Source organism: Pseudomonas sp. FW305-96, from assembly GCF_058783825.1.
Genome location: NZ_JBYSYW010000050.1, coordinates 1 through 26,379 on the forward strand (window position 1 = coordinate 1; position 26,379 = coordinate 26,379).

Genomic DNA, 26,379 nt, shown 5'->3' on the forward strand with positions numbered 1-26,379 from the left:
GGCGGGGGCCGCGTTCGAGGGGCTTGGGCATCAGGACGCTGGCTACATGCATCGTCTGGAGCTTGCGCATTGCGTTTCGGCGCTGAGTCACCACTGCCTGGCGCTGCGTCGCGATCTGTTTCTTCAGGCGGGCGGTTTCGACGAGGACCCCTTGTTCGATCGTTGGGTCGCTGTCGACCTGTGCCTGAAACTTCAGCAAGCGGGCTACCTGAACATCTGCACGCCTTGGGTCCAGTTGATTGTCGACCCGCCGCAAGTCGATGCGCCAAGCGACGATGAAGAGCTGGCCATGTACCGGCGCTGGCTGCCCGCGTTGGCAAGCGACCCTGCCTACAACTGCAACTTCTCGCTCAAAGGCAAGGGCGGCTTTTCTGCACGCAAAAGGCCCTTGATCCGTGAGTTGAATGTCCAGGGCACTTCCCAGGCCAAGGTCATCGTTTACCCGGATGGGGTGCGTCCGATATCCGCACTGCGTGGTCTGCACCCGTTCGATAGCTTGCGCGCCAGCGGGGCTGTCGATGGCATGGTGGCGTTGGAGCCGTTGTCGGTTGTCGAGCTTGAACGGGTCAACCCGGATGTGATCGTCATGCAGCAGCATCTGAGCGAGGCGCGCTTGGCTGCAATGGCACGGATGCGAACCTTTTCGAATGCCTTCAAAGTGTTCGACCTGGGTGAATGGCTGGCGCCGCCCCTGCGCGACAGCCGCCTGATGCGAGCCAAGGATATGCCCGACCACTTGCGCCGCGGGCTGGCACAGGTTGATCGGTTCATTGTCGCCACGCCTGCGATGGCCGAACTGTACATGGGGCTGCATGCTGACCTGCAGGTACTGCCGACGCGCCTGCCGGCGCACCTTTGGCGCGGGCTTTCCAGCCGGCGTAAGGTTTCGCCACGACCGAGGGTCGGGTGGATTGCAGATGCTGCTGGCGATGCCGATCTCGCGTCTGTACTGGATGTGATCAAGCAGTTGGCCGATGAAGTGGACTGGGTGTTCTACGGCCATTGCCCGGAAGAGCTGCGCGGTTGCATCCGGCAGTTCCAGCCCGTGGTGGTGGAGGCGGCGTTCCCGGCGCTGCTCGCCGGGCTCGACCTCGACTTGGCGCTGTTGCCTCGCGAAGCGTCCCTGATCAACGACTGCAGGGACGATGTGCGCCTGTTGCAGCTGGGCGCCTGCGGTGTGCCGGTGATCTGCAGCGACGTGCGCAGTTATCAGGAGTATGGCGCGTATCCGTTCAAGCGGGTGGCCAACACGGCACAGGCATGGCTGGATGCCATCAGGTTGCATCTGTCCGATCCAGACGCGTGTGCCATGCTGGGGGATGCCCTGCGTGAGGCGGTCATGGCAAACGGGCTTCTTGAGGGGCAGGCGCTGATGCAATGGCATGCTGCCTGGCAGCCTGACTGACGACTGAAAAGGGGCGCGGCGTTGCCGTGCCCGGCCGTTTGGTCGTATAACCGTGACTTGGCAGTCGAAACGCGCATCTTTAGTCTATCGAGTCAGGACAGCCACGTCTGAAGGGCTTGCAAGGCCTGTCCCGCAATATCCGCCATGTCTACCGGGAAGCCACAATGATTGGCATTAAAAGCATCGCCAGTTACGTACCTGTGGAGGGTGTCGACAACTACGCCCAAGGTGCGAAATTCGGCAAGGATCAAGAATTCATTTTCGGCAAGATCGGCTCGACCTTCTTGCCGCGCAAGGCCGATACCCAGGAAACCTCCGACCTGTGTGTCGAGGCCGCCAGAAATCTGTTCGCCGCCAACCCGGCGCTGGACCCAGCGTCCATCGACATCGTCATCGTCGTCACCCAGAACGGCGATGCCGAGGGGCTGCCGCACACTGCCGCTATTGTCCAGCACAAGCTTGGGCTGCCGACCGCCATCGCGGCGTTCGACGTTTCGCTGGGCTGCTCGGGCTATGTCTACGGGCTGTATGCAATGAAGGGGTTCATGGAAGCTGCAGGTCTGAAGAACGGCTTGCTGCTGACCGCCGACCCCTATTCGAAGATCGTCGACCCCGAGGACCGCAACACCACCATGCTGTTCGGCGACGCCGCCACGGCAACCTGGATGGCCGACGGGGCTGCCTGGCAGTTGGGCAAGTCGTTGTTTGGCAGCGACGGTGCCGGCGCCGAGCACCTGCGTACTACGGATGGCAAGTTCTTCATGAATGGCCGTCAGGTCTACAACTTCGCACTGGTCAAGGTGCCGGCGCACTTGCAGCAGTTGCTTGAGGCTAGCGCGTTGAAGGCCGGGGATATAGACCTGTACTGTCTGCACCAAGGCAGTGCCGCCATTGTCGACGCGGTTTCCGCGCGTTTCTGCGAGGGCGCATACAAGGAAAAATTCGTCAAGGACATGGTCGAGACTGGCAATACCGTTTCTTCGAGCATTCCACTGTTGCTGGAGAAACATGTACTTGGCTCGCAGCACAAGCGCGTGGCCCTGAGCGGATTTGGTGTGGGGCTGTCCTGGGGTTCGGCCATCATCGAACGCAATGCCTGACCTTCGGCGGAGATGAACAAGAAGCGCTGGCCAGACACGGCCGGCGCTTTTTTATTTCTGATGTGCAATTCCTGGCGTCAAACCCTTGATTTCATTGGGGTGGCAGGATGCCAGTAAAAAATTTGAGAAATCGCCCTAAAGCAAACTGCCCTGACGACGATAAACATTACGAAGGTTCTCTAGGCCACCTACCCGGCGAATTGCCAAGGCCGGAAGCCGTAGTACCCAATCCAACGAGGAATTCGTCATGGCTTTGACTGTAAACACCAACACCACCTCTCTGGGCGTTCAGAAGAACCTGAACCGTGCTTCCGACGCACTCAGCACTTCGATGACCCGTCTGTCCTCCGGCCTGAAAATCAACAGCGCCAAAGACGACGCCGCCGGCCTGCAGATCGCTACCCGCATGACCTCGCAGATCCGCGGTCAGACCATGGCTATCAAGAACGCCAACGACGGTATCTCCATCGCCCAGACCGCTGAAGGCGCGATGCAAGAGCAGACCAACATGCTGCAGCGTATGCGCGAACTGGCCAACCAGGCGCGAAACGACTCCAACAGCACCCTGGACCGTGAAGCTCTGGACAAAGAGTTCCAGTCGATGCTGAAGGAAATCGACCGTATCTCCGCCAGCACCGAGCTGAACGGCAAGAAACTGCTGAACGGTACTTCCGGCGTCATGACCTTCCAGGTCGGCTCCAACACCGGTAGCGACAACCAGATCACCATCAGCCTGAGCTCGTCGATGAGCACTGGCACCGGTGGCGCTCTGAGCGGCCTGAACGGTAAAGCTATCACCGGTACCAGCGCCAACATCGAAGCCAACTTCACCGCTGCCATGAGCGCCATCGACGACGCTCTGCAGGCAATCAACACCTCGCGTGCTGACCTGGGTGCTGCCCAGAACCGTCTGACCAGCACCATCAACAACCTGCAAAACGTCAACGAGAACGCCGAAGCCGCTCGTGGCCGTGTACAGGACACCGACTTCGCTGCCGAAACTGCCCAGCTGACCAAGCAGCAGACCCTGCAGCAAGCTTCCACCTCGGTTCTGGCCCAGGCCAACCAGCTGCCATCGGCAGTACTGAAGCTGCTGGGCTAATCTGCCTGATAGCTGATGGCGGGGGAGTGCTCTCCAGGCGCTTCCCCGCCTTTTTCATTGTGAGGTGGTAGGCATGGACATGAGCGTCAAGCTGAACCTGTCTTACCCGGCCGCGCGGACGGCCGAGCAGGTTGCCGAAAAACCGGTTGCCCGGTCGGTGGATTTTTCCGCTGATGGCGAAAAAAAACAGGACCCGATCAAGGTGCATGACGCCGACAAGGTCAAGGGTGCTGTCTCGGAAATCGAGAAGTTTTTCAAGGAAACCCGACGCAACCTGGAGTTCGTCACAGACGAAGAGTCCGGTAAGATCGTGGTTAAAGTCATCGCCAGCGAAACCGGTGAGCTGATTCGACAACTGCCCTCGGAAGAGGCGCTGCGAATTGCCCACAGCCTGAGCGATGTCAACAGTGTTTTGTTCGACGCCAAGGTCTGATCCGGCGGCGAATACAGTCTTGTGATTCAGTCGGCCTTGCAAGCGCAAGGCTGGCGCAATGAGCAGAGGAGCGACAGCATGGCAAGCCCGATTACTACGAGCACGGGAGCAGGCTACGGGCTCGATATCACCAATATCGTCAAGGTGTTGGTCAATGCCGACACGTCGGCCAAGGCCAACCAGATTGCCCGGCAGACCAGCAACAACTCGGCGATGATCTCGGGTATCGGCTCTCTGCGCAGTGCGTTGACTGCATTCCAGGACGCCATGAAGAAGCTCAACGACAAGGACGCTCCTTCGTTCAATGCATTCGCGGGCACGTCGGCCAATGAAAGCGTGGTCAAGATCAAGGCGGGCAACACCGCCGTGGCTGGCAGCTATGACGTACGGGTCACCCAGTTGGCGACCGGCTCGAAGGTGGCCTCCGCGAAATTCGTGGGTGGCGCCGATACGCCCATACCTGCTGGCGAGATGACCATCAGCCAGAACGGCAAGGACTACAAGATCGACGTCCCTAGTGGTGCCACGCTCAAAAGCGTGCGTGACCAGATCAACAAGGAGATCGGGGCCAAGGGTATCACCGCCAACATCATCAACGAAGCGGGTGGTTCGCGTCTGGTGTTCGGTTCCACCACGACAGGTGCAGGCAGCGATATTTCTGTAAGCGGCCTGGGGCTGGATATCGACGGCACCCAGAAGATGGTGGGTGATGGTGCGGGATACATCAATGGCCTGGCCCAGGATGCGAAGTTCTCTATTGATGGCTTGGAGCTGACAAGCTCGAAGAATACCGTTGATGACGCGGTCAGCGGCTTGAGCCTGGAACTTACCGGTGTCTCTGATCCGAAGGTCACCAGCGGCGTCAAGGTGACCGTGGCGCTGGATAATGAAGGCCTGAAAAAGTCGGTACAGTCGTTCGTCGATGCCTACAACACCCTGCAGAAAGCGGTGAGTGCGCTCACCACGCCTACCAAGGATGAAAATGGCAAGGTCACCAGTCTCGGCCCGCTGAGCAACGACCCGACGACCAAGGCGCTGCTGGGCGATCTGCGCAAGGTAATCGCAGACACTGCAGGCAACGGCAACCTGAACACGCTCAGCCAGCTGGGGATCAACACCCAGAAAGATGGCACCCTGGAGTTCAACAGCACCAAGTTCACCGCTGCCTTGAACGACAAGAAGCTTGGTGCAGAGATTCAGGGGCTGTTCACGGGTGACCAAGGCGTGTTTACGCGGATGAACAAGGCTATCGATCCGTACAATGCGTCGGGCGGTACGCTGGACAGCCGCAAGAACAACCTTGACCAGGCTGCCAAGAACCTCGCCAACCAGAAGGACGCGCTGGACAACCGTATCGAGTTGTTGACTGTATCGTTGACCAAGAAGTTCTCGGCGCTTGACGCAGCCTTGGCCAAGATGCAGAAGCAGGGTGAGCAGATCACCTCCATCTTCGAAGCGATGAACGCCCAGGCCAAGAAATCCTGATCGAATCGCGTGATGCAAGCCCGGCGACACCGTTGAGGTGCTCCGGGCTTTGCTGTTTTCTGGCTAAAGTTTTTTGACGTAACGGCGATACAGCAGGTATATGCACCTTTTCGCTGCAACGAGGTAGATCCATGAACCCGATGTTGGCCCTTCGGCAATACCAGAAAGTCAATGGCGCGGCACAGACTTCCGAAGCCAGCCCCCACCGCCTTGTGCAGATGCTCATGCAGGGTGGTCTCGACCGCCTGGCTCAGGCCAAGGGCGCCATTGCCCGCAAGGATGTCGCCCAGAAGGGCATTCTGCTCGGCAAGGCCATCGATATCATTGGCGGCCTGCGCGAAGGGCTGGACCTGGAAAACCATGGGCAGGAGCTGGCGGACCTGGACAACCTGTACACTTACATGAGCAGACGCCTGGTCGAGGCGAATGCCAAGAGTGATCCGCAGATCATCGACGAGGTTGCTCGCTTGCTGATCACGGTCAAGGAAGGCTGGGATGCTATCGGCGATCAGCAGCCGACGCCCTGAATCAGGAGGTTGTCATGAGTGAGGTAATCGAGCGTATCGATCAGACCCGCAAATTTCTGTTGGACGCCCTGGCCGCTCGTGATTGGGAGGCAGTGGGGGAGCTGGATCTGGAATGCCGTCTGTGTGTCGACGATGTGCTGGCCGAGGCACTGTCGAATGAGGACGAAGTGCGAGCGAGCCTGGAGGAGCTTCTGGTGGTCTACCGCCAGCTAATCGAAATTGCAAGTGGTGAGCGTCAATCAATAGTCGATGAGATGGCGCAGATCCGTCAGGCGAAAAATGCCACGAAGGTATACCATCTGTTCAGTTGACCACGGATGTTTTATCAAAACGGCGCGCCATAAATTTGACTGTGTGCCGTTTTTTGACTTTACTAGTGGCTGTTTTCCAAATTCAGACGTCCGAACACTGACCATTCAGTCGGAATGATGTCGTGCACGCCCAGCGGGCGCCGATATGACTAGGGAAGTTGCTATTGCATGTGGCGTGAAACCAAGATTCTCCTGATCGATGACGACAGCGAACGCCGCCGCGATCTGGCGGTGGTCCTGAATTTTCTCGGCGAAGAAAACCTCTCTTGCTCCAGCGATGACTGGCAGCAGGTGGTCGAGGGTTTGTCTTCCAGCCGTGAAGTGCTGTGTGTCCTCATCGGTACCGTAAATGCCCCGGCCAGCGTACTGGGGCTCCTTAAGACAGTGGCCGGGTGGGATGAGTTCCTTCCGGTTCTGCTTCTGGGGGAAATTTCTTCTGCGGACTTCCCCGAGGACCTGCGCCGTCGTGTGCTGTCCAACCTCGAGATGCCGCCGAGCTACAGCCAGTTGCTCGATTCCCTGCACCGTGCTCAGGTCTATCGTGAGATGTACGACCAGGCCCGCGAGCGCGGTCGTCAGCGCGAGCCCAACCTGTTCCGCAGCCTGGTGGGTACCAGTCGTGCCATCCAGCATGTGCGGCAGATGATGCAGCAGGTCGCCGACACCGATGCCAGCGTGCTGATCCTCGGCGAGTCCGGCACCGGCAAGGAAGTGGTGGCGCGCAATCTGCACTACCACTCCAAGCGCCGCGAGGCACCGTTCGTCCCGGTCAACTGCGGGGCGATCCCGGCGGAGCTGCTCGAAAGCGAATTGTTCGGTCACGAGAAGGGCGCCTTCACCGGGGCGATCACCAGCCGTGCCGGGCGCTTCGAGCTGGCCAATGGTGGCACGTTGTTCCTCGACGAGATCGGCGACATGCCGCTGCCGATGCAGGTCAAGCTGCTGCGCGTACTGCAGGAGCGCACCTTCGAGCGGGTCGGCAGCAACAAGACCCAGAGCATCGACGTGCGCATCATCGCTGCGACGCACAAGAACCTCGAGACCATGATCGAGGATGGAACCTTCCGCGAAGATTTGTATTACCGGCTGAACGTGTTCCCTATCGAGATGGCGCCGTTGCGTGAGCGGGTGGAAGATATCCCGCTGCTGATGAACGAGCTGATCTCGCGCATGGAGCACGAGAAGCGTGGGTCGATCCGCTTCAACTCCGCGTCGATCATGTCGTTGTGCCGACACGGCTGGCCGGGCAACGTCCGCGAGCTGGCCAACCTGGTGGAGCGCATGGCAATCATGCATCCGTATGGGGTGATCGGCGTGGCGGAGCTGCCGAAGAAGTTCCGCTACGTCGATGATGAAGACGAGCAGTTGGTGGACAGCCTGCGCTCCGACCTGGAAGAGCGCGTGGCGATCAACGGCCATGCGCCGAATTTCGCCAACCACGCCATGCTGCCGCCGGAAGGCTTGGACCTTAAGGACTACCTCGGCAGCCTGGAGCAGGGCCTGATCCAGCAGGCACTGGATGATGCCAATGGCATCGTTGCGCGTGCTGCCGAGCGTCTGCGTATCCGTCGGACCACGCTGGTCGAGAAGATGCGCAAGTACGGCATGAGCCGGCAAGGTGGCGAAGACCAGGCCGACGAGTGACGTTTGCTCGCCCGGGGTCGCGATGCGGCCCCGGGCGTTGACGTCGATCAGCGTGCAATGCTGCCTGGTGTCATTGTCCCCATCTTCGGCACGGCTATTGCTACACCGCAGGCAACATACCGTTTTTATGACGGTCAGCCATGCGAGAGAGCACGATGCCCCAGGCCGCCCACCGTTCCCCAGCCCCCGATTCGCGAGGGCACACCCCGCTTGAGCAGGAGAGCCGGCAGGGTCTTGAGCAGGCGTTCGCCCTGTTCGATCAGGTCTCCAGCCAGTTGAGCCACTCGTACAGCATGCTTGAGTCGCGGGTCAGCGAGCTCAAGGGCGAGTTGGCAGTGGTCAGTGCGCAGCGCATGGCCGAGCTGGACGAGAAAGAGCGCCTGGCCAACCGTCTGCAGAATTTGCTCGATCTGCTGCCTGGTGGGGTGATCGTCATCGATGGTGAGGGCTGTGTGCGCGAGGCGAATCCGGCGGCTTGCGAGCTGCTGGGTGAACCTTTGACCGGGCTGCTGTGGCGCCAGGTGATTGCGCGCAGTTTCGCGCCGCGCGAGGACGACGGTCATGAGGTTTCCTTGCGTGACGGGCGTCGGTTGTCCATTGCCACCCGCTCTCTGGATGCCGAACCTGGGCAGTTGGTGCTGCTCAATGACCTGACCGAAACGCGTCGCCTTCAAAGCCAGTTGGCGCGACACGAGCGTCTGTCTTCGTTGGGGCGCATGGTTGCCTCCCTTGCGCATCAGATTCGCACGCCCTTGTCGGCCGCGATGCTCTATGCCAGCCACCTGGCGGACCCGGAGCAGGCGTTGGCCTGCGACACGCGCCTGCGTTTTGCCGGCAATCTCAAGGAGCGCCTGCACGAACTGGAGCATCAGGTTCGCGACATGCTGGTGTTCGCCCGTGGCGAGCTGCCACTCAATGATCGAGTCAGCCCCAAGGGGTTGTTCCAGGCCTTGCAGCAAGCCGCTCACTCCCATGTGCAGGGGCATGCGGTGCGCTGGCAATGCGATACCCATCTGGGAGAACTGCTGTGCAACCGCGATACGCTGGTGGGTGCACTGCTCAACCTGATCGAAAATGCCGTGCAGGCCGGTGGCGAGTCGGCGCGTTTGAAGATTCATCTGCTGCGCCGCGAAAACGCTGTGCATCTGTGTGTCAGCGATGCAGGCAGTGGTATCGATAGCCAGTTGTTGACTCGCTTGGGGGAGCCGTTTTTGACCACCAAGTCCACGGGTACCGGGCTGGGGGTGGCCGTGGTCCAGGCAGTGGTGCGAGCGCACCGCGGTACGCTGCGCCTGCGTTCCCGGGTGGGGCGCGGTACATGCGCCACCGTGGAGCTGCCATTGATCGGTATTCAGGAGGAGGCGGGGCAATGACGATGAAGGTGCTGCTGGTCGAGGATGACCGAGTCCTGCGCCAGGCGCTGGCCGACACCCTGGAGATCGGCGGCCTCGCTCACCGTGCAGTTGGCAGTGCTGAGGAGGCGTTGCGGGCGGTCGTAGAGGAATCCTTTGCGCTGGTGGTCAGTGATGTGAACATGCCGGGCATGGATGGCCACGAGCTGCTGGCACAGTTGCGCCGTCACCACCCGCATTTGCCGGTGCTGCTGATGACGGCTCACGCGGCTGTGGAGCGTGCGGTGGAGGCCATGCGCCAGGGAGCGGTCGACTATCTGGTAAAACCATTCGAACCCAAGGCCTTGCTCGACCTGGTGGCACGCCATGCCGTGGGTGGCGGTGCCGTGGGTGACGAGGCGGGGCCTGTTGCCTGTGAGCCTGCCAGTCGGCAACTGCTGGAGCTGGCTGTAAGGGTTGCGCAAAGCGACTCGACGGTGTTGATTTCCGGTGAGTCCGGCACAGGCAAGGAAGTGCTGGCGCGTTTCATTCACCAACAGTCGCGCCGGGCCGGGCAGGCGTTCGTGGCGATCAACTGCGCCGCGATCCCTGACAACATGCTCGAAGCCACGCTTTTCGGCCATGAGAAGGGTGCCTTTACCGGGGCTATCGCCGCGCAGGCTGGCAAGTTCGAGCAGGCGGACGGCGGTACCTTGCTGCTCGATGAGATCTCTGAAATGCCGTTGGGGCTGCAGGCCAAGTTGCTGCGTGTGCTGCAGGAGCGTGAAGTGGAGCGGGTGGGCGGGCGCAAGCCGGTGGTGCTGGATATTCGCGTGCTCGCTACCACCAACCGCGATCTGGCGGAGGAGGTAGCTGCCGGGCGCTTCCGGGAGGACCTGTACTACCGCCTATCGGTATTCCCCATGGCTTGGCGTGCATTGCGTGATCGGCCGGCCGACATCGTGCCGCTCGCTGAGCGTTTGCTGGCACGTCATGTCAGCAAGATGCGCCACGCTCAGGTCAAGCTATCCGCTGAGGCGCGGGCCTGCCTGCAGGCTTATGCCTGGCCTGGCAACGTCCGCGAGCTGGATAATGCGCTGCAGCGGGCGTTGATCCTGCAGCAGGGCGGAGTGATCGAGGCGGCGGATTTTTGTCTGGCTGGCGCCATTCCATTGTCGGCACCCAAAGTGGCCACTATTGAGCCAGTATTTGCGGATTCTGTGGTTGAGCCCGGTGGCCTGGGTGATGACATGCGTCGCCACGAATACCAGATGATCATCGACACCTTGCGTGCCGAGCGCGGTCGTCGCAAGGAGGCGGCCGATCGTCTGGGGATCAGCCCTAGAACCTTGCGTTACAAGCTTGCGCAGATGCGTGACGCTGGGTTCGATGTCGAGGCCAGTCTGTTCGGCTGATACGTCCTTTTGAATGTTTTCTGAATGGCTGGCACTTCTCTTGCTAGCTCCATCACTATTCGCTGCATGAGTGTCAAAAAAAGTGCGGCCGCCGGAGAGAGAAGTCCATGACCCAAGGTGTTGAATTCAATCGTCTGATGTTGGACATGCGCGCCATGCAGGCCGATGCCATGTCCCTGCCCAAGGTTGGCGCCGCGCCTGAGCTCGCGCCCGGGCAGAGCAGCTTTGCCGATATGCTCGGCCAGGCCATTGGCAAGGTGAATGAGGTTCAGCAGGCATCCAGCCAATTGTCCAGCGCCTTCGAAATTGGCAAGAGCGGTGTTGACCTGACTGACGTGATGATCGCCTCGCAAAAGGCTTCCGTGTCGTTCCAGGCACTTACCCAGGTTCGTAACAAGCTGGTGCAAGCGTACCAGGACATCATGCAGATGCCGGTATAAGGGCGAGAGTGAGTCATGGCCGAAGCAGTCGTCGATAACGCCCCCGCCAAGAGTGGCCCCCCAGTAGCCAAGCCGCCGCTGTTCGGCATGTCGTTCCTGGAAAACATTTCGCAGATGCCCATGCTGCGTCAGGTCGGCCTGCTGGTCGGGCTGGCGGCAAGCGTGGCCATCGGCTTCGCCGTGGTGCTCTGGTCGCAGCAACCGGACTACCGCCCGCTCTATGGCAGCCTGGCGGGCATGGACACCAAGCAGGTGATCGATACCCTGGCCACCTCCGACATCCCGTATCGCGTGGAGCCCAACTCCGGCGCGCTGCTGGTCAAGGCCGACGATCTCTCCCGTGCGCGTCTGAAACTCGCTGCGGCCGGCGTGGCGCCGAGCGATGGCAATGTCGGCTTCGAATTGCTCGATAAAGAGCAAGGGCTGGGTACCAGCCAGTTCATGGAAGCTACCCGTTACCGTCGCAGCCTTGAAGGCGAGCTGGCGCGTACGGTATCGAGCTTGAACAACGTCAAGGCTGCCCGTGTGCACCTGGCGATCCCGAAAAGTTCGGTGTTCGTGCGCGACGAGCGCAAGCCCAGCGCCTCGGTACTGGTCGAGCTGTATCCGGGGCGCGCTCTGGAAGCTGGCCAGGTGATGGCGATTGTCAATCTGGTGGCGACCAGTGTGCCGGAGCTGGACAAGTCCCAGGTGACCGTAGTCGACCAGAAGGGCAACCTGCTCTCCGACCAGTTGCAAGACACGGCCCTGACCATGGCCGGCAAGCAATTCGACTACAGCCGTCGCATGGAAAGCATGCTTACTCAGCGTGTGCACAATATTCTGCAGCCAGTGCTGGGTAACGACCGCTACAAGGCAGAGGTGTCTACTGACGTCGACTTCAGTGCTGTCGAGTCCACCTCCGAACAGTTCAACCCCGACCAACCGGCGCTGCGCAGCGAGCAATCGGTCAATGAGCAGCGTGCCAGCAGCCAAGGGCCGCAGGGTGTGCCGGGGGCGTTGAGCAATCAGCCGCCGGCCGGCGCCTCTGCCCCCGAAAACGCTACCGCTGGCGCGACACCTGCCGGCGCGATCCAGCCGGGCCAGCCGCTGGTGGATGCCAATGGCCAACAGATCATGGACCCGGCGACTGGCCAGCCGATGCTGGCGCCATACCCGAGCGACAAGCGCCAGCAAAGCACCAAGAACTTCGAACTGGACCGTTCCATCAGCCACACCCGCCAGCAGCAAGGTCGCCTGACCCGCCTGTCGGTAGCCGTGGTGGTGGACGACCAGGTCAAGCTCGATGCCGCTACCGGCGAAGCCACCCGCACCCCGTGGGGCGCCGAGGACCTGGCACGCTTCACCCGCCTGGTACAGGACGCGGTGGGCTTCGATGCCAGCCGTGGTGACAGTGTCACCGTGATCAACGTGCCGTTCGCCGCCGACCGTGGCGATGAGCTGGTCGATATTCCGTTCTACTCGCAGCCCTGGTTCTGGGACATCGTCAAGCAAGTGCTGGGTGTGCTGTTCATCCTGGTGCTGGTGTTCGGCGTGCTGCGTCCGGTGCTCAACAACATCACAGGTGGCGGCAAGCAGGCGGCCACGGACAGCGACATGGAGCTGGGCGGCATGATCGGTCTGGATGGCGAACTGGCCAACGACCGCGTCAGCCTGGGTGGCCCGACAAGCATTCTGTTGCCGAGCCCGAGCGAGGGTTACGAGGCACAGCTCAACGCAATCAAGGGCCTGGTGGCCGAAGACCCGGGCCGCGTGGCCCAGGTCGTGAAAGAGTGGATCAACGCCGATGAGTGACAATCGAGCCATTACCGCCAAGCTGAGCCGCGTCGACAAGGCGGCCATCCTCCTGCTCTCGCTTGGCGAGACCGATGCCGCGCAGGTCCTGCGCCACATGGGGCCCAAGGAAGTTCAGCGGGTCGGTGTGGCCATGGCGCAGATGGGCAACGTCCATCGCGAGCAGGTCGAGCAGGTGATGAGCGAGTTCGTCGAAATCGTCGGCGACCAGACCAGCCTGGGTGTCGGCTCCGACGGCTATATCCGCAAGATGCTCAACCAGGCCCTCGGCGAGGACAAGGCCAACGGCCTGATCGACCGCATCCTGCTCGGTGGCAACACCAGCGGCCTGGACAGCCTCAAGTGGATGGAGCCGCGTGCCGTGGCCGATGTCATCCGCTACGAGCACCCACAGATCCAGGCCATTGTGGTCGCCTACCTCGACCCCGACCAGGCCGGTGAGGTGCTGAGCAACTTCGACCACAAGGTGCGCCTGGACATCGTCCTGCGCGTTTCGTCGCTCAACACCGTGCAGCCGGCGGCACTCAAGGAGCTCAACCAGATCCTCGAGAAGCAGTTCTCCGGCAACTCCAATGCCGCGCGTACCACCCTGGGTGGCATCAAGCGCGCCGCCGATATCATGAACTTCCTCGACAGCTCTGTGGAAGGTGCGCTGATGGACTCGATCCGCGAGATCGACAGTGACCTGTCGGAGCAGATCGAAGACTTGATGTTCGTCTTCAACAACCTGGCCGACGTCGACGATCGCGGCATCCAGGCGCTGTTGCGCGAAGTGTCGTCGGACGTGCTGGTGGTGTCGCTCAAGGGCGCCGACGAGCGGGTCAAGGACAAGATCTTCAAGAACATGTCCAAGCGTGCGTCCGAGCTGCTGCGCGACGACCTGGAGGCCAAGGGGCCGGTACGGGTCAGCGACGTGGAAACGGCGCAGAAGGAAATCCTCACCATCGCCCGCCGCATGGCCGAGGCCGGCGAGATCGTGCTTGGCGGCAAGGGCGCCGAGGAAATGATTTAAGCGGCAGGTTTCAAGCTGCAAGCGACAAGAAACAGCGGGTCAAGCAAGGGCTGCCGTTTCTTGCTGCTTGAAGCGTGATGCTTGCAGCTAAAGAGGTTTTTGAGCATGTCCACCACCGAACACCCTAGCGATCTGATCCGTGCCCGCGACCTTGAGGGCGTGGATGTATGGTCGTTGCCTAGCTTCGATCCGGAGCCTGAACCACAGCCTGAGCCTGAGCCGACCGTCGTCGAGGAAGAAGTCGAAGAGGTGCCGCTGGAGGAAGTCCAGCCCCTTACCCTCGAAGAGCTTGAGGCCATTCGCCAGGAGGCCTACAACGAAGGTTTCGCCACGGGCGAGCGGGAAGGCTTCCACAGTACCCAGCTCAAGGTTCGTCAGGAGGCCGAAGTGGCGCTGGCCGCCAAACTTGCGAACCTGGAGCAGATCATGAATCACCTGCTGGAGCCGATCGCCGAGCAGGATACGCAGATCGAAAAGGCGCTGGTGCTGCTGGTAGCGAACATGACCCGCCAGGTCATCGGCCGCGAGCTGCGCGCGGATTCCAGCCAGATCACCCATGTGCTTCGCGAGGCACTGAAGCTGCTGCCAATGGGCGCTGACAACATCCGGATCCATCTCAACCCCCAGGACTTCGAGCTGGCCAAGACCCTGCGCGAGCGCCATGAGGAAGATTGGAAGCTGCTTGAGGACGAAGCCCTGCTGCCTGGCGGTTGCCGGATCGAAACCGCCCACAGCCGCATCGACGCGACCATGGAAACCCGTATCGAGAAGGCCGTGGCGCAGCTGTTCGACCAATCCCATGACCAGGCATTGCACCCCGCGGCGCCAGATATTCAGGTCGAACTCGATGAGCCCGCAGGTGAAACCGATGCGCCTTGAACGCACCAGTTTCGGCAAGCGCCTTGAAGGCTACGCCGATGCGGTGAGGCTGCCTGAGCAGCCAATCGTCGAGGGCCGCCTGCTGCGTATGGTCGGCCTCACGCTTGAGGCCGAAGGCCTGCGGGCAGCAGTGGGTAGCCGCTGCCTGGTGATCAACGACGACAGCTATCACCCTGTGCAGGTCGAGGCCGAAGTCATGGGCTTTGCCGGTGGCAAGGTGTTCCTGATGCCGGTCGGCAGCATTGTCGGGCTGGCGCCCGGTGCCCGCGTGGTGCCGCTGGATGACAGCGGCCGCTTGCCGATGGGCATGAGCATGCTCGGGCGGGTGCTCGATGGCGCCGGCCGTGCGCTGGATGGCAAGGGCGGCATGAAGGCCGAGGATTGGGTGCCGATGGATGGCCCGGTCATCAACCCTCTGAACCGTGACCCGATCAGCCAGCCATTGGACGTGGGCATTCGCAGCATCAATGGCCTGCTTACCGTGGGTCGCGGCCAGCGTCTGGGGCTGTTCGCCGGTACTGGTGTGGGCAAGTCGGTGCTGCTGGGCATGATGACGCGCTTTACCGAGGCCGAAATCATCGTGGTGGGGCTGATCGGCGAACGGGGCCGCGAGGTGAAGGAGTTCATCGAGCACATTCTTGGTGAAGAGGGGCTCAAGCGTTCGGTGGTGGTGGCCTCGCCTGCGGATGATGCCCCGCTGATGCGCCTGCGGGCAGCCATGTATTGCACGCGAATCGCCGAATATTTCCGTGACAAGGGCAAGAACGTCCTGCTGTTGATGGACTCGTTGACCCGTTTCGCCCAGGCTCAGCGTGAGATCGCCCTGGCAATCGGCGAGCCGCCGGCCACGCGTGGGTATCCGCCGTCGGTGTTCGCCAAGTTGCCCAAGCTGGTGGAGCGCGCCGGTAATGGCGAGCCGGGCGGTGGCTCGATCACCGCGTTCTATACCGTGCTCTCCGAGGGCGACGATCAGCAGGACCCGATCGCAGACTCGGCGCGGGGCGTGCTCGACGGACACTTTGTGTTGTCCCGGCGCCTGGCCGAAGAGGGGCACTACCCGGCCATCGATATCGAAGCCTCGATCAGCCGGGTGATGCCTCAGGTGGTAGACTCTGATCACTTGCGCCAGGCGCAGAAATTCAAGCAGTTGTGGTCGCGCCTTTCGCAAAGCCGCGACCTGATCAGCGTCGGTGCGTATGTGGCTGGCGGTGATCCGGAAACCGACCTGGCCATTGCCTTGCAGCCCAAACTGGTGGACTTCCTGCGCCAGGGCCTGGATGAAAACGTGGGCATGGCCCAGGGCCGCGAGCAGTTGGGCGCAATCTTTGCGCCGCCGGGGAACTGATAGGCCATGGCCCAGCCCAGCCGTGCCGCACGCCTGGCTCCCGTGGTGACCATGGCCGAGGAGGCCGAGCGCAAGGCCGCTCAGCGGGTTGGGCACTTTCAGCGAATGTTGACCGATGCGCAGGCCAAGCAGGCCGAGCTTGAAAGTTTCCGCGAGGCCTACCAGCAGCAGTGGATCAGTCGTGGCTCCAAGGGGGTCGACGGCAACTGGCTGGTCAATTACCAGCGTTTCCTCGGTCAGTTGGAAACGGCCATGACCCAGCAGCGCCAGAGCATGGCCTGGCACCAGAACAACCTCAACAACGCACGCAACGCCTGGCAGCAGACCTACGCACGGGTGGAGGGGTTGCGCAAGCTGGTGCAGCGCTACCTCGACGAGGCACGCAGGGCTGAAGACAAGCGCGAGCAGCGCCTGCTCGACGAGTTGTCCCAGCGCTTGCCGCGGCAGGGGCATCTGTAGGAAGGAGCTTGGCCGCCCGGCGCCAGCGCCTTGCACCAGCCCATGGTGCCTGCTAAACCTTCAGGAGTTGCATTCGCCATCACCGAAGGAATCGCTCGTATGGCAGTCGAAACTGATTTTTCGCAGGAAGGGAAAAAACTGACGATCAAGGTCAAGGGTCGTTTCGATTTCGGCAAGCATCAGGAGTTCAGGGACGCCTATGAGCGCCGCCAGCCTCGGCCGGACTCAGTGGTGGTGGACCTCAAGGACACCACTTATCTTGATAGTTCGGCGCTGGGCATGTTGCTGCTGCTGCGAGATCACGTCGGCGGAGAGAGTCCGGATATCCGCGTGGTGCACGCCAACTCCGATGTGCGCAAGATCCTGGCCATTTCCAATTTCGAAAAGCTGTTCGACATCAGTTGAGCGCCGTCATGCCTGTCGAAAAGGCGTTGACCGTACTGTTGGCTGAGGACGGGGCGGCTGATCGCCTGTTGCTGGCGCAGATTGTCCGGCGCCAGGGGCATGAGGTGTTTACCGCGCAAAACGGCGAGCAGGCGGTGGCATTGTTTGCCGAGCACCGCCCGCAACTGGTGCTGCTCGATGCCATGATGCCGGTCATGGATGGCTTCGAGGCGGCGCGCAGGATCAAGGCATTGGCGGGCGAAGACTTGGTGCCGATCATCTTCCTGACTTCGCTCAATGAGGAGCAGGCGTTGGTGCGTTGCCTGGAGGCCGGGGGCGACGACTTCATGGCCAAACCCTACAGCGCCGTCATTCTTGCGGCGAAAATCCGTGCCATGGACCGTTTGCGCCGGTTGCACGCCACGGTGCTCGAGCAGCGTGACCAGATCACCCGTCACCATCACCACTTGCTCAACGAGCAGCGTGTGGCCAAGGCGGTGTTCGACAAGGTCGCCCATTCCGGCTGCCTGAAGGCGGCGAATATCCGGTATCTGCAATCGCCCTATGCACTGTTCAATGGCGATCTGCTGCTGGCAGCATTCACCCCGTCTGGCGACATGCATGTGCTGCTGGGGGATTTCACCGGGCACGGTTTGCCGGCTGCAGTGGGGGCCATGCCGCTGGCGGAGGTGTTCTATGGCATGACCGCCAAGGGCTATGGCCTGGCCGAGACGCTGCGGGAAATGAACGCCAAGCTCAAGCGTATCCTGCCGGTGGACATGTTCTGCTGCGCGCTGTTGCTCAGCCTTAGTTTTCAACGCGGTACGGTCGAGGTCTGGAGTGGCGGGATGCCGGATGGCTATCATCTTTCTGCCGAAGGTGAGGTGCTGGGCATGCTGTGTTCCCATCATCTGCCATTGGGGGTGCTGGCACCGGAGCAGTTCGACGATGCCACACAGGTGTTGCCACTGGCGGTCGGCGAGCGGTTGTTCCTGCTGTCCGATGGAGTGGTGGACACGGGGGATGCCCAGGAACGCTTGTTCGGGGTCGATCGCTTGCGCGATGTGCTGGCTGGCAACCGCAACCCCGATCTATTGTTCGATGAGGTGATGCAGGCTTTGGCAGGTTTCGGCGGGCAGCCGCGTGATGACATCAGCTTGTGCGATATCCGCATGTCTGCCCCTGAGGAGCTGGCGCCGCAACCGGTCGTGTACTCCGACAGTGGCCGTTCCAGCCCTCTGGACTGGTCGTTGCGGTTCGAGCTGCGGGGGCAGAGCCTGCGCCGCTTCAACCCGGTGCCTTACCTGGTGCAACTGTTGCAGGAAATTCACGGGCTCAGGCCTAGCAGCGGGCGCCTGCACAGCGTCCTGAGCGAGTTGTATTCCAATGCGCTGGAGCACGGTGTGCTGGCGATGGACTCCCGGCTCAAGCGCGACGCCCAGGGCTTTGCGCAGTATTATCAGCAGCGTGCCGAGCGCCTGATGCAGGAGGTGGAAGGGTTCGTGAGCATCGGACTGCAGGTTGAACCGCGGGGTGCTGGCGGGCGTCTGATGATCGAGGTGCGAGACAGTGGCGCAGGCTTCGACGTGGCGCGTGAGCTTGCCAGGACGCCTGAGCAGCAGGCTTTCAGTGGACGAGGCATGGGTCTGGTACAGCGCCTGGCAGGTCAGGCCCGCTGGCTGGAGGGTGGTCGCCTTGCCCAGGTGGATTTTGAATGGTGAGCCTGCGGGATTCCCGCGGGGTCTGGCTAAGCGAGGCTTGATCAGGGAGTGAGCAAGTGGACGTTCACATCAATCAACAGGTGTTGAGTGACTTGCAGGAGGTCATGGAAGATGGCTACCTGCAGTTGCTGGAGACCTTTCTGGAAGACTCCGAGCGACGCCTGAACCAGTTGCACAAGGCCAGGGATGCCGATGAGCTGGGCATGGCTGCGCACAGCTTCAAGGGCAGTAGCAGCAATATGGGGGCCGTTGGCCTGGCCGCCTTGTGCCAGCAGCTTGAAGAACGTGTGCGCCAGCAGCCTTTGTATGGTATCGAGGACCTGATCAATCGCATCGATCAGGAATACCTGGTGGTCCAGCGTTACTATCGCAGTGAACGGCAACGAGTTTCCGCGCAATAGCCGAACCTGGCGCGAGTTTTGCTTTTCCAGCCCCAGACGTATTTTTCCAGGTTCTGGAGCGGAGATTGTTCAATGCCTGTCGCACCCAATCAATTGTTGCAAGCCGGCCTCGCCAATCAGGCGCAACGCCAAGCTGCCAGTGCGGCGGAAAAGCCGCTGCAGGCCGCGAAGCAAGGCGCCGGCTTTGATCAGGTGATGGCCCGACAAGAGCGTGACAGCACCCCGGTCAAGAGTGCCCCGGCAAGGGATGAAAAGCCCGTCAGCCAAGTGCCGTCGGCGAAGAACAAGGCGCAGCCTGACCCAGCCGCGGGCGGCAAGCAGGCCGCGGGTAAGGCGCCGGCCGTTGCCGATGACGGCAAGAGCTTGCCATCGACTGCATCTTCGCAGTCCGCCGACGACACTGATGAGGCCGCCGATGGCAGTGCAGTGCCCCCGCTCGATGCCAGCCTGGTCGCCGGCCAGGTGACCGATGCCCAGGCCGGGGCGCAACTGCTCCAGGCCCAGGCGGAAGCGGTGGCGCCCGTGTTGCAGGCTGCGGTTCAAGCGCCGCTGCAGCCTGCACCAGCGCCGGTGCAGGTAGCGCAAGAGGCTGAGCAAACCACGGCGTTCGACCCCGAGGCCGATGCGCTTGCCGATATGCCGGCCTTGCGCCTGGCGCTTGAACAGGATGCGCAGTCCAAGGGCAAGACGTCGGCCCATGCCGTTGTCGATAACAACGGTCAGCAAACTGCCAGTCCTGCTGCTGGAGCCGTCAATACCTTGGCGACTTTGGCCGAGAAAGGGGAGTCGGAGCCGGGGCAGGGTGAGCGTGGTGACAAGGCCTTTGCCGGCCTGCTCGATGACGGCCTCAAGGATATCAAGGGTGCCAGCAGTGATACCCGCGTCGACGATTTCGCCAACCGCCTGGCCAGCCTTACCCAGGCGGTGACGCCCAAGACCGCCAACACCGTGCCCGTCACGCCTGGCCCGCTGCAGCAACCGTTGGCGATGAACCAGGGCGGCTGGACCGAGGGGTTGGTCAATCGGGTCATGTACCTCTCCAGCCAGAACCTCAAGTCTGCGGACATCCAGCTTGAGCCGCGGGAGTTGGGACGCCTGGATATTCGCGTCAACGTGGCGACAGACCAGTCGACCCAGATCCACTTCGTCAGCGGCCATGCCGGTGTGCGCGACGCCCTCGACAGCCAGGTGCATCGCCTGCGAGAGCTGTTCGCCCAGCAGGGCTTGGCCCAGCCCGACGTCAGCGTGGCTGATCAGTCCCGTGGCCAGCAGCAACAGCAAGAGGCGCAGCAGGGTGGGTCGGGCCTGTCCGGGGTGGCGGCGCGGCGTGGCAACGCAGCGGACGGGGACGATGCCGATCCCGCTGAAGTCGCGCGCCCTGTCGAGCAGCAGGTGGTGGTAGGCGACAGTGTGGTCGATTATTACGCTTGATTGTTCGGGCTTGCCTGGCGTTGCCTGTGTGCAGCGACGCCAGGCGAAATTTTACAGATGCCGCATCTCGTAAAGTGGTTGCCCCCCCAGAAGCTCGCAAAGGCAAATCTGGCATAACACTTGCTCAGCCACGTCATCCTTCTTTGAAACCCCGATGGACGACGGATTATTGGCATGGCGAAGAGCGACGCAGTGAAAGACCCCGCCACTAAAGGCAAACTCAAGCTGATCCTGCTGTTGGTGCTGGCGCTGCTTCTCGCAGTCGGCCTGTCGGTGGGTGCGACCTGGTTCTTCATGCACAAGAGCGAGTCGGCTCCGGCGCCTGAAGCAGCTCAGAGCAACATCAAGCCAGCGGCGATCTACGAGCCCCTGGCACCGGCCTTTGTCGTCAACTTCAACCAGAATGGCCGCCAGCGCTACATGCAGGTGAGTATCACCATGCAGGGCCGCAGCCAAGCGGACCTGGAGGCGCTGAAAGTACACATGCCGGTGATCCGCAACAACCTGGTGATGATGTTCTCCGGGCAGGGTTTCGACACACTCGCCGCGAGCCCTGTCGGCCAGGAAATGCTGCGCCAGAAGGCTACCGCGGTGGTCCAGGAAGTGGCGCAGAAGGAAGTCGGCAGGCCGGTCGTCGACCAGCTGCTGTTCACCAATTTCGTATTGCAGTAGGAGCACATAGATGGCCGTGCAGGACCTGCTGTCCCAGGATGAGATCGACGCCCTGCTGCACGGGGTGGACGATGGGCTGGTACAAACCGAGAGCACCGGCGAGCCCGGCAGCATCAAGAGCTACGACCTGACCAGTCAGGATCGTATCGTCCGGGGGCGCATGCCGACCCTGGAAATGATCAACGAGCGTTTCGCCCGTTACACCCGCATCAGCATGTTCAACCTGCTGCGCCGCTCCGCCGACGTGGCGGTGGGCGGCGTGCAGGTGATGAAATTCGGCGAGTACGTGCACTCGCTGTACGTGCCGACCAGCCTGAACCTGGTCAAGATCAAGCCGTTGCGCGGCACCGCGCTGTTCATCCTCGACGCCAAGCTGGTGTTCAAGCTGGTGGACAACTTCTTCGGTGGCGACGGCCGTCATGCCAAGATCGAGGGGCGTGAATTCACCCCGACCGAGCTGCGCGTAGTGCGCATGGTCCTGGACCAGTGCTTCGTCGACCTCAAGGAAGCCTGGCAGGCGATCATGCCGGTCAACTTCGAGTACATCAACTCCGAGGTCAACCCGGCCATGGCCAACATCGTTGGCCCCAGCGAGGCCGTGGTGGTTTCGACCTTCCACATCGAACTCGATGGCGGTGGCGGCGACCTGCACGTGACCATGCCGTACTCGATGATCGAGCCGGTGCGTGAAATGCTCGATGCCGGCTTCCAGTCCGACCTGGACGACCAGGACGAGCGCTGGGTCAAGGCGCTGCGTGAGGATGTTCTGGACGTCAATGTGCCGCTGTCGGCCACTGTTGCCCGCCGCCAGCTCAAACTGCGCGACATCCTGCACATGCAGCCAGGCGACGTGATCCCGGTGGAGCTGCCGGAGCACCTGGTATTGCGCGCCAATGGCGTGCCGTCGTTCAAGGCGCGGCTGGGATCGCACAAGGGCACCCTGTCGCTGCAGATCATCGACCCGATCGAGCGCCGCTGACGGCGTGCCGGTCGCTTAAACGTATTGAATGCCTGTCGAGGAAATCATGGCTAACGAAAACGAGATCAACTCTCCAGAGGAACAGGCCCTGGCCGATGAGTGGGCTGCGGCCCTGGAAGAGACCGGCGATGCCGGCCAGTCCGACATCGATGCGCTGTTGGCTGCAGACTCCGGCGCCGGCCGCCTGCCGATGGAAGAGTTCGCAAGCTCCCCCAAGCCCAACGAGAATGTCAGCCTCGAAGGTCCCAACCTGGATGTGATCCTGGATATTCCGGTGAGCATCTCAATGGAAGTGGGCAGCACCGAAATCAACATCCGCAACCTGCTGCAACTCAACCAGGGTTCGGTGATCGAGCTTGATCGCCTCGCCGGCGAGCCGCTGGATGTGCTGGTCAACGGCACGCTGATCGCCCATGGCGAGGTCGTGGTGGTCAACGAGAAGTTCGGCATTCGCCTGACTGACGTGATCAGCCCCAGCGAACGTATCAAGAAGTTGCGCTGAGTGAAGCGCATGGTGCGGGCCATGCTGGCCCTTGGCACGTTGCTGGCCAGTGAGGTGGTGATCGCCGCTGCCGAGCCGGTAAACGTGCCGGCTGCGGCGCCTGCCCCTGGCGGCTTCGGCGCGCAGCTGGCGCAGACCGTATTCGGCCTGCTGGTGGTCGTCGGCCTGATCTTTTTCCTGGCCTGGTTGCTGCGGCGCATGCAGGGCTCGGTGCAGCGGGGCGCTCCGGTCATCGAGATCGTCGGCACCCGTGCCATTGGCCCGCGCGACCGGCTGCTGCTGATCCAGGTGGGCAAGGAGCAGATTCTCATTGGCCATACCCCTGGCAGCATCGAGGCGTTGCATGTGCTGGCCGAGCCTGTCGACGTGCCCGCCGATGCGCGCCAGGCCACGCCGGAATTCGCCCAGCGGCTGCTTGAGCTGATGGGCAAGGATCAGAAGGACAAGAAGTGATGACCGGCGCACTGCGCTTACTGTTGACGCTGGCGCTGCTGCTGGCTGCACCGCTGGCCCTGGCTGCCGACCCGTTGTCCATCCCGGCCATCACCCTGTCCAATGGGGCGGACGGGCAGCAGGAGTATTCGGTCAGCCTGCAGATTCTGCTGATCATGACTGCGCTGAGCTTCATTCCGGCGTTTGTCATCCTGATGACCAGCTTTACCCGCATCATCATCGTCTTCTCGATCCTGCGACAGGCTCTGGGCCTGCAACAGACACCCTCGAACCAGATCCTCACCGGCATGGCGCTGTTCTTGACCATGTTCATCATGGCGCCCGTGTTCGAGAGAGTGAACAAGGATGCCATCCAACCTTATCTGGCCGAGCAGATGACGGCCCAGCAGGCCATCGACAAGGCCCAGGGCCCGTTGAAGGACTTCATGCTGGCGCAAACCCGGCAGAGCGACCTGGACCTGTTCATGCGCCTGTCCAAGCGCACCGATATCGCAGGCCCGGATCAGGTGCCGCTGACGATCCTGGTGCCGGCCTTCGTGACCTCCGAGCTCAAGACGGCGTTCCAGATCGGCTTCATGATCTTCATCCCGTTCCTGATCATCGACATGGTGGTCGCCAGTGTGCTGATGGCCATGGGCATGATGATGCTGTCGCCGCTGATCATTTCGTTGCCGTTCAAGATCATGCTGTTCGTGCTGGTCGATGGATGGGCGCTGATCATGGGTACCCTGGCCGGCAGTTTCGGCGGTGTCTGATGCCACCAAGGAGAGTCTTGCATGACACCTGAAGTCGCAGTCGACCTGTTCCGTGAAGCCTTGTGGATGACTTCCATGATGGTGGCTATCCTGGTGGTGCCGAGCCTGCTGGTCGGCCTGGTGGTGGCAATGTTCCAGGCGGCCACGCAGATCAACGAACAGACCCTGAGCTTCCTGCCGCGCCTGTTGGTGATGCTGGTCACGCTGATCATCGCCGGCCCTTGGCTTGTGCAGAAGTTCATGGAGTACTTCATTGGCCTGTACACCAGCATCCCGCAGTTGATCGGTTGACGCGGCCATGCTGGAGCTGACCGATACTCAGATCGGTACCTGGGTGGCCACCTTCATCCTGCCGTTGTTTCGGGTGACGGCGCTGCTGATGACCATGCCGATCTTTGGCACCAAGATGCTGCCGGCCCGTGTGCGGCTGTATGCGGCATTGGCCATTACCGTGGTGATAGTGCCGGCCCTTCCGCCGTTGCCGCCGATTGACCCCTTGAGCCTGCGCGGCGTGCTGTTGTGCGGCGAACAGGTGATCGTTGGGGCGTTGTTCGGGTTTTCCTTGCAGTTGCTGTTTCAGGCCTTCGTGATTGCGGGGCAGATCATTGCGATCCAGATGGGCATGGCGTTCGCCTCCATGATGGACCCGACCAACGGCGTCAACGTGGCGGTGGTCAGCCAATTCATGACGATGCTGGTGAGCGTGTTGTTCCTGTTGATGAATGGTCACTTGGTGGCGTTCGAGATCCTCACTGAAAGCTTTACCACGCTACCGGTTGGCAGTGCCCTGGTGGTCAACCATTTCTGGGAGATGGCGGGGCGTTTGAGCTGGGTGCTGGGGGCTGGGTTGTTGCTTGTCTTGCCGGCCATCGCATCGCTGCTGGTGGTCAACATTGCCTTCGGTGTAATGACCCGCGCAGCGCCACAGTTGAATATTTTCTCCATCGGCTTCCCGCTGACACTGGTGTTGGGCCTGATCATTTTCTGGATCGGCCTGGCCGATATTCTTTCCCATTACCAGGCACTGGCCAGCGAAGCGCTGCAGTGGCTGCGTGAGCTGGCACGGGCGCGCTGAGCATGGCAGAGAGCGAGAGCGGTCAGGACAAGACAGAGGAACCCACCGACAAGCGCAAGAAGGACTCGCGCGAAAAGGGGGAGATTGCCCGTTCCAAGGAGCTGAACACCGTCGCGGTAACCTTGGCAGGCGCGGGTGCGCTGATGGCGTTCGGTGGCTACCTGGCCGAGACGTTGATGGCCTTGATGCGCATGAACTTCAGCCTTACGCGGGAGGTGGTGGTCGACGAGCGCTACATGGCGGCATTCCTGTTGGCCTCGGGCAAGATGGCCATCTGGGCTGTGCAGCCGGTAATGCTGCTGCTGTTCGTGATTTCATTCGTAGCGCCCATTGCGCTGGGAGGCTTCTTGTTCTCGGGCAGCTTGCTGCAGCCGAAGTTCAGCCGCATGAACCCGCTGTCGGGGATCAAGCGCATGTTCTCGCTGAATGCGCTGACCGAACTGGTCAAGGCCATGGCCAAGTTCTTCATGATCTTGATCGTTGCCCTGGTCGTGCTGTCGGCGGACCGTCAGGCGTTGCTGGCCATTGCCAATGAGCCGCTCGAGCAGGCGATCATCCACTCGGTGCAGGTGGTGGGGTGGAGTGCGCTGTGGATGGCGGCGGGGCTGCTGTTGATTGCGGCGGCGGATGTGCCGTTCCAGCTTTGGCAGACGCACAAGAAAATGAAGATGACCAAGCAGGAAGTGAAGGACGAGTACAAGGACAGTGAGGGCAAGCCTGAGGTCAAGCAGCGTATCCGGCAGTTGCAGCGTGAGGCGTCGCAGCGGCGGATGATGGCGGCAGTGCCTGAGGCGGATGTGATCATCACCAACCCGACTCACTATGCGGTGGCGTTGCAGTACGACCCTGAGAAGGGGGGGATGGCGCCGTTGCTGGTGGCCAAGGGCACCGATTTTGTCGCGCTGAAGATCCGTGAGATCGGTGCCGAGCACAATGTGCAGATACTGGAGTCGGCGGCCCTGGCGCGGGCTATCTACTACTCCACCGAGCTTGAGCAGGAGATCCCGGCAGGGTTGTACCTGGCGGTGGCGCAGGTATTGGCGTTTGTGTTCCAGGTTCGACAGTACCGGGCGGGCAAGGGCAAGCCGCCTGAGCCTTTGAACAAGGATTTGCCGATTCCCGAGGATTTGCAGCGCGATAGCTGATTTTGTAGTTTGTAGTTTGTAGTTTGTAGTTTGTAGTTTGTAGTTTGTAGTTTTCGGTTGTATTGGGGTTTGCGTGCGCATTCATTTGTGGCGTCGACGCACAGTCACCTTTCCGCCCTTACGGCGGGTCCCTTTTTGAAGGATCAAAAAGGAACCAAAAAATCCTCGCTCCATTCATC

27 protein-coding genes and 1 pseudogene are annotated in these 26,379 nt (G+C 61.5%); all 28 read left to right on the plus strand.

Annotated features, from left to right (window positions below; genetic code table 11):
• Window positions 1-1,405: pseudogene (locus AC3WL2_RS24775) on the plus strand (glycosyltransferase); the annotation flags it as partial.
• A gap of 164 nt (window positions 1,406-1,569) precedes the next feature.
• Window positions 1,570-2,505 carry a ketoacyl-ACP synthase III gene (locus AC3WL2_RS24780; protein WP_102685156.1) on the plus strand — a complete coding sequence of 312 codons (936 nt, stop codon included), beginning with the start codon at window positions 1,570-1,572 and terminating at the stop codon, window positions 2,503-2,505.
• Window positions 2,506-2,752: 247 nt separating this feature from the next.
• Window positions 2,753-3,607, plus strand: a complete 855-nt coding sequence (locus AC3WL2_RS24785; RefSeq protein WP_046854666.1) for a flagellin domain-containing protein — start codon at window positions 2,753-2,755, stop codon at window positions 3,605-3,607.
• A gap of 73 nt (window positions 3,608-3,680) precedes the next feature.
• Window positions 3,681-4,040, plus strand: coding sequence for a flagellar protein FlaG (locus AC3WL2_RS24790; RefSeq protein ID WP_102685155.1), 360 nt, complete (start codon window positions 3,681-3,683; stop codon window positions 4,038-4,040).
• 78 nt (window positions 4,041-4,118) lie between these two features.
• On the plus strand, window positions 4,119-5,525 hold the full coding sequence (gene fliD / locus AC3WL2_RS24795) for a flagellar filament capping protein FliD (RefSeq protein ID WP_102685154.1): 1,407 nt from the start codon (window positions 4,119-4,121) through the stop codon (window positions 5,523-5,525).
• Window positions 5,526-5,656: 131 nt separating this feature from the next.
• Window positions 5,657-6,052: a flagellar export chaperone FliS gene (gene fliS, locus AC3WL2_RS24800; protein ID WP_046854669.1), complete on the plus strand. Its 396-nt coding sequence runs from the start codon at window positions 5,657-5,659 to the stop codon at window positions 6,050-6,052.
• A gap of 14 nt (window positions 6,053-6,066) precedes the next feature.
• Window positions 6,067-6,363 carry a flagellar protein FliT gene (locus AC3WL2_RS24805; RefSeq protein ID WP_046854670.1) on the plus strand — a complete coding sequence of 99 codons (297 nt, stop codon included), beginning with the start codon at window positions 6,067-6,069 and terminating at the stop codon, window positions 6,361-6,363.
• Window positions 6,364-6,531: 168 nt separating this feature from the next.
• Complete coding sequence (gene fleQ, locus AC3WL2_RS24810) at window positions 6,532-8,007, plus strand: transcriptional regulator FleQ (RefSeq protein ID WP_046854671.1); 1,476 nt, start codon at window positions 6,532-6,534, stop codon at window positions 8,005-8,007.
• A gap of 155 nt (window positions 8,008-8,162) precedes the next feature.
• A complete protein-coding gene (locus AC3WL2_RS24815) occupies window positions 8,163-9,380 on the plus strand; it encodes a sensor histidine kinase (RefSeq protein ID WP_102685153.1) in 1,218 nt (405 codons plus the stop codon).
• The gene (locus AC3WL2_RS24820; protein ID WP_102685152.1) at window positions 9,377-10,753 is read left to right on the plus strand and encodes a sigma-54-dependent transcriptional regulator; all 1,377 of its coding nucleotides are present in this window, start codon (window positions 9,377-9,379) and stop codon (window positions 10,751-10,753) included. Before AC3WL2_RS24815 ends, AC3WL2_RS24820 begins: the two co-directional genes overlap by 4 nt.
• Before the next feature lie 107 nt (window positions 10,754-10,860).
• Window positions 10,861-11,193 (plus strand): flagellar hook-basal body complex protein FliE, encoded by a 333-nt coding sequence (gene fliE, locus AC3WL2_RS24825; RefSeq protein ID WP_046854674.1) that lies wholly within the window; start codon window positions 10,861-10,863, stop codon window positions 11,191-11,193.
• A 15-nt stretch (window positions 11,194-11,208) separates the two neighbouring features.
• Window positions 11,209-12,987 carry a flagellar basal-body MS-ring/collar protein FliF gene (gene fliF / locus AC3WL2_RS24830; protein WP_102685151.1) on the plus strand — a complete coding sequence of 593 codons (1,779 nt, stop codon included), beginning with the start codon at window positions 11,209-11,211 and terminating at the stop codon, window positions 12,985-12,987.
• Window positions 12,980-13,999 (plus strand): flagellar motor switch protein FliG, encoded by a 1,020-nt coding sequence (gene fliG / locus AC3WL2_RS24835; RefSeq protein ID WP_023631000.1) that lies wholly within the window; start codon window positions 12,980-12,982, stop codon window positions 13,997-13,999. The genes fliF and fliG overlap by 8 nt, the downstream gene beginning before the upstream one ends.
• Before the next feature lie 105 nt (window positions 14,000-14,104).
• Entirely contained in the window at window positions 14,105-14,878 is a 774-nt protein-coding gene (gene fliH / locus AC3WL2_RS24840; protein ID WP_102685150.1) for a flagellar assembly protein FliH, read from the plus strand.
• Window positions 14,868-16,223 carry a flagellar protein export ATPase FliI gene (fliI, locus tag AC3WL2_RS24845; protein ID WP_102685149.1) on the plus strand — a complete coding sequence of 452 codons (1,356 nt, stop codon included), beginning with the start codon at window positions 14,868-14,870 and terminating at the stop codon, window positions 16,221-16,223. The genes fliH and fliI overlap by 11 nt, the downstream gene beginning before the upstream one ends.
• A 6-nt stretch (window positions 16,224-16,229) precedes the next feature.
• The gene (fliJ, locus tag AC3WL2_RS24850; protein WP_046854677.1) at window positions 16,230-16,682 is read left to right on the plus strand and encodes a flagellar export protein FliJ; all 453 of its coding nucleotides are present in this window, start codon (window positions 16,230-16,232) and stop codon (window positions 16,680-16,682) included.
• Between the two features lie 99 nt (window positions 16,683-16,781).
• Entirely contained in the window at window positions 16,782-17,087 is a 306-nt protein-coding gene (locus AC3WL2_RS24855; RefSeq protein WP_102685148.1) for an STAS domain-containing protein, read from the plus strand.
• Between the two features lie 8 nt (window positions 17,088-17,095).
• Window positions 17,096-18,787, plus strand: a complete 1,692-nt coding sequence (locus AC3WL2_RS24860; protein ID WP_102685147.1) for an ATP-binding SpoIIE family protein phosphatase — start codon at window positions 17,096-17,098, stop codon at window positions 18,785-18,787.
• 104 nt (window positions 18,788-18,891) lie between these two features.
• Window positions 18,892-19,188: an Hpt domain-containing protein gene (locus AC3WL2_RS24865; RefSeq protein WP_046857713.1), complete on the plus strand. Its 297-nt coding sequence runs from the start codon at window positions 18,892-18,894 to the stop codon at window positions 19,186-19,188.
• 72 nt (window positions 19,189-19,260) lie between these two features.
• The gene (locus AC3WL2_RS24870) at window positions 19,261-20,619 is read left to right on the plus strand and encodes a flagellar hook-length control protein FliK (RefSeq protein ID WP_102685146.1); all 1,359 of its coding nucleotides are present in this window, start codon (window positions 19,261-19,263) and stop codon (window positions 20,617-20,619) included.
• A 174-nt stretch (window positions 20,620-20,793) separates the two neighbouring features.
• Window positions 20,794-21,291 carry a flagellar basal body-associated protein FliL gene (gene fliL, locus AC3WL2_RS24875; RefSeq protein ID WP_046854681.1) on the plus strand — a complete coding sequence of 166 codons (498 nt, stop codon included), beginning with the start codon at window positions 20,794-20,796 and terminating at the stop codon, window positions 21,289-21,291.
• Window positions 21,292-21,301: 10 nt separating this feature from the next.
• Window positions 21,302-22,270 carry a flagellar motor switch protein FliM gene (gene fliM, locus AC3WL2_RS24880; protein ID WP_046854682.1) on the plus strand — a complete coding sequence of 323 codons (969 nt, stop codon included), beginning with the start codon at window positions 21,302-21,304 and terminating at the stop codon, window positions 22,268-22,270.
• A gap of 46 nt (window positions 22,271-22,316) precedes the next feature.
• Window positions 22,317-22,772 (plus strand): flagellar motor switch protein FliN, encoded by a 456-nt coding sequence (gene fliN / locus AC3WL2_RS24885; protein ID WP_046854683.1) that lies wholly within the window; start codon window positions 22,317-22,319, stop codon window positions 22,770-22,772.
• On the plus strand, window positions 22,773-23,225 hold the full coding sequence (gene fliO / locus AC3WL2_RS24890; RefSeq protein ID WP_102685145.1) for a flagellar biosynthetic protein FliO: 453 nt from the start codon (window positions 22,773-22,775) through the stop codon (window positions 23,223-23,225).
• Window positions 23,225-23,980, plus strand: coding sequence for a flagellar type III secretion system pore protein FliP (gene fliP, locus AC3WL2_RS24895; protein ID WP_046854685.1), 756 nt, complete (start codon window positions 23,225-23,227; stop codon window positions 23,978-23,980). Before fliO ends, fliP begins: the two co-directional genes overlap by 1 nt.
• A 21-nt stretch (window positions 23,981-24,001) precedes the next feature.
• Window positions 24,002-24,271, plus strand: a complete 270-nt coding sequence (gene fliQ, locus AC3WL2_RS24900; RefSeq protein WP_046854686.1) for a flagellar biosynthesis protein FliQ — start codon at window positions 24,002-24,004, stop codon at window positions 24,269-24,271.
• Between the two features lie 7 nt (window positions 24,272-24,278).
• Window positions 24,279-25,055, plus strand: a complete 777-nt coding sequence (fliR, locus tag AC3WL2_RS24905; RefSeq protein WP_102685144.1) for a flagellar biosynthetic protein FliR — start codon at window positions 24,279-24,281, stop codon at window positions 25,053-25,055.
• A gap of 2 nt (window positions 25,056-25,057) precedes the next feature.
• A complete protein-coding gene (gene flhB / locus AC3WL2_RS24910; protein ID WP_102685143.1) occupies window positions 25,058-26,200 on the plus strand; it encodes a flagellar biosynthesis protein FlhB in 1,143 nt (380 codons plus the stop codon).
• Window positions 26,201-26,379: the final 179 nt, after the last annotated feature.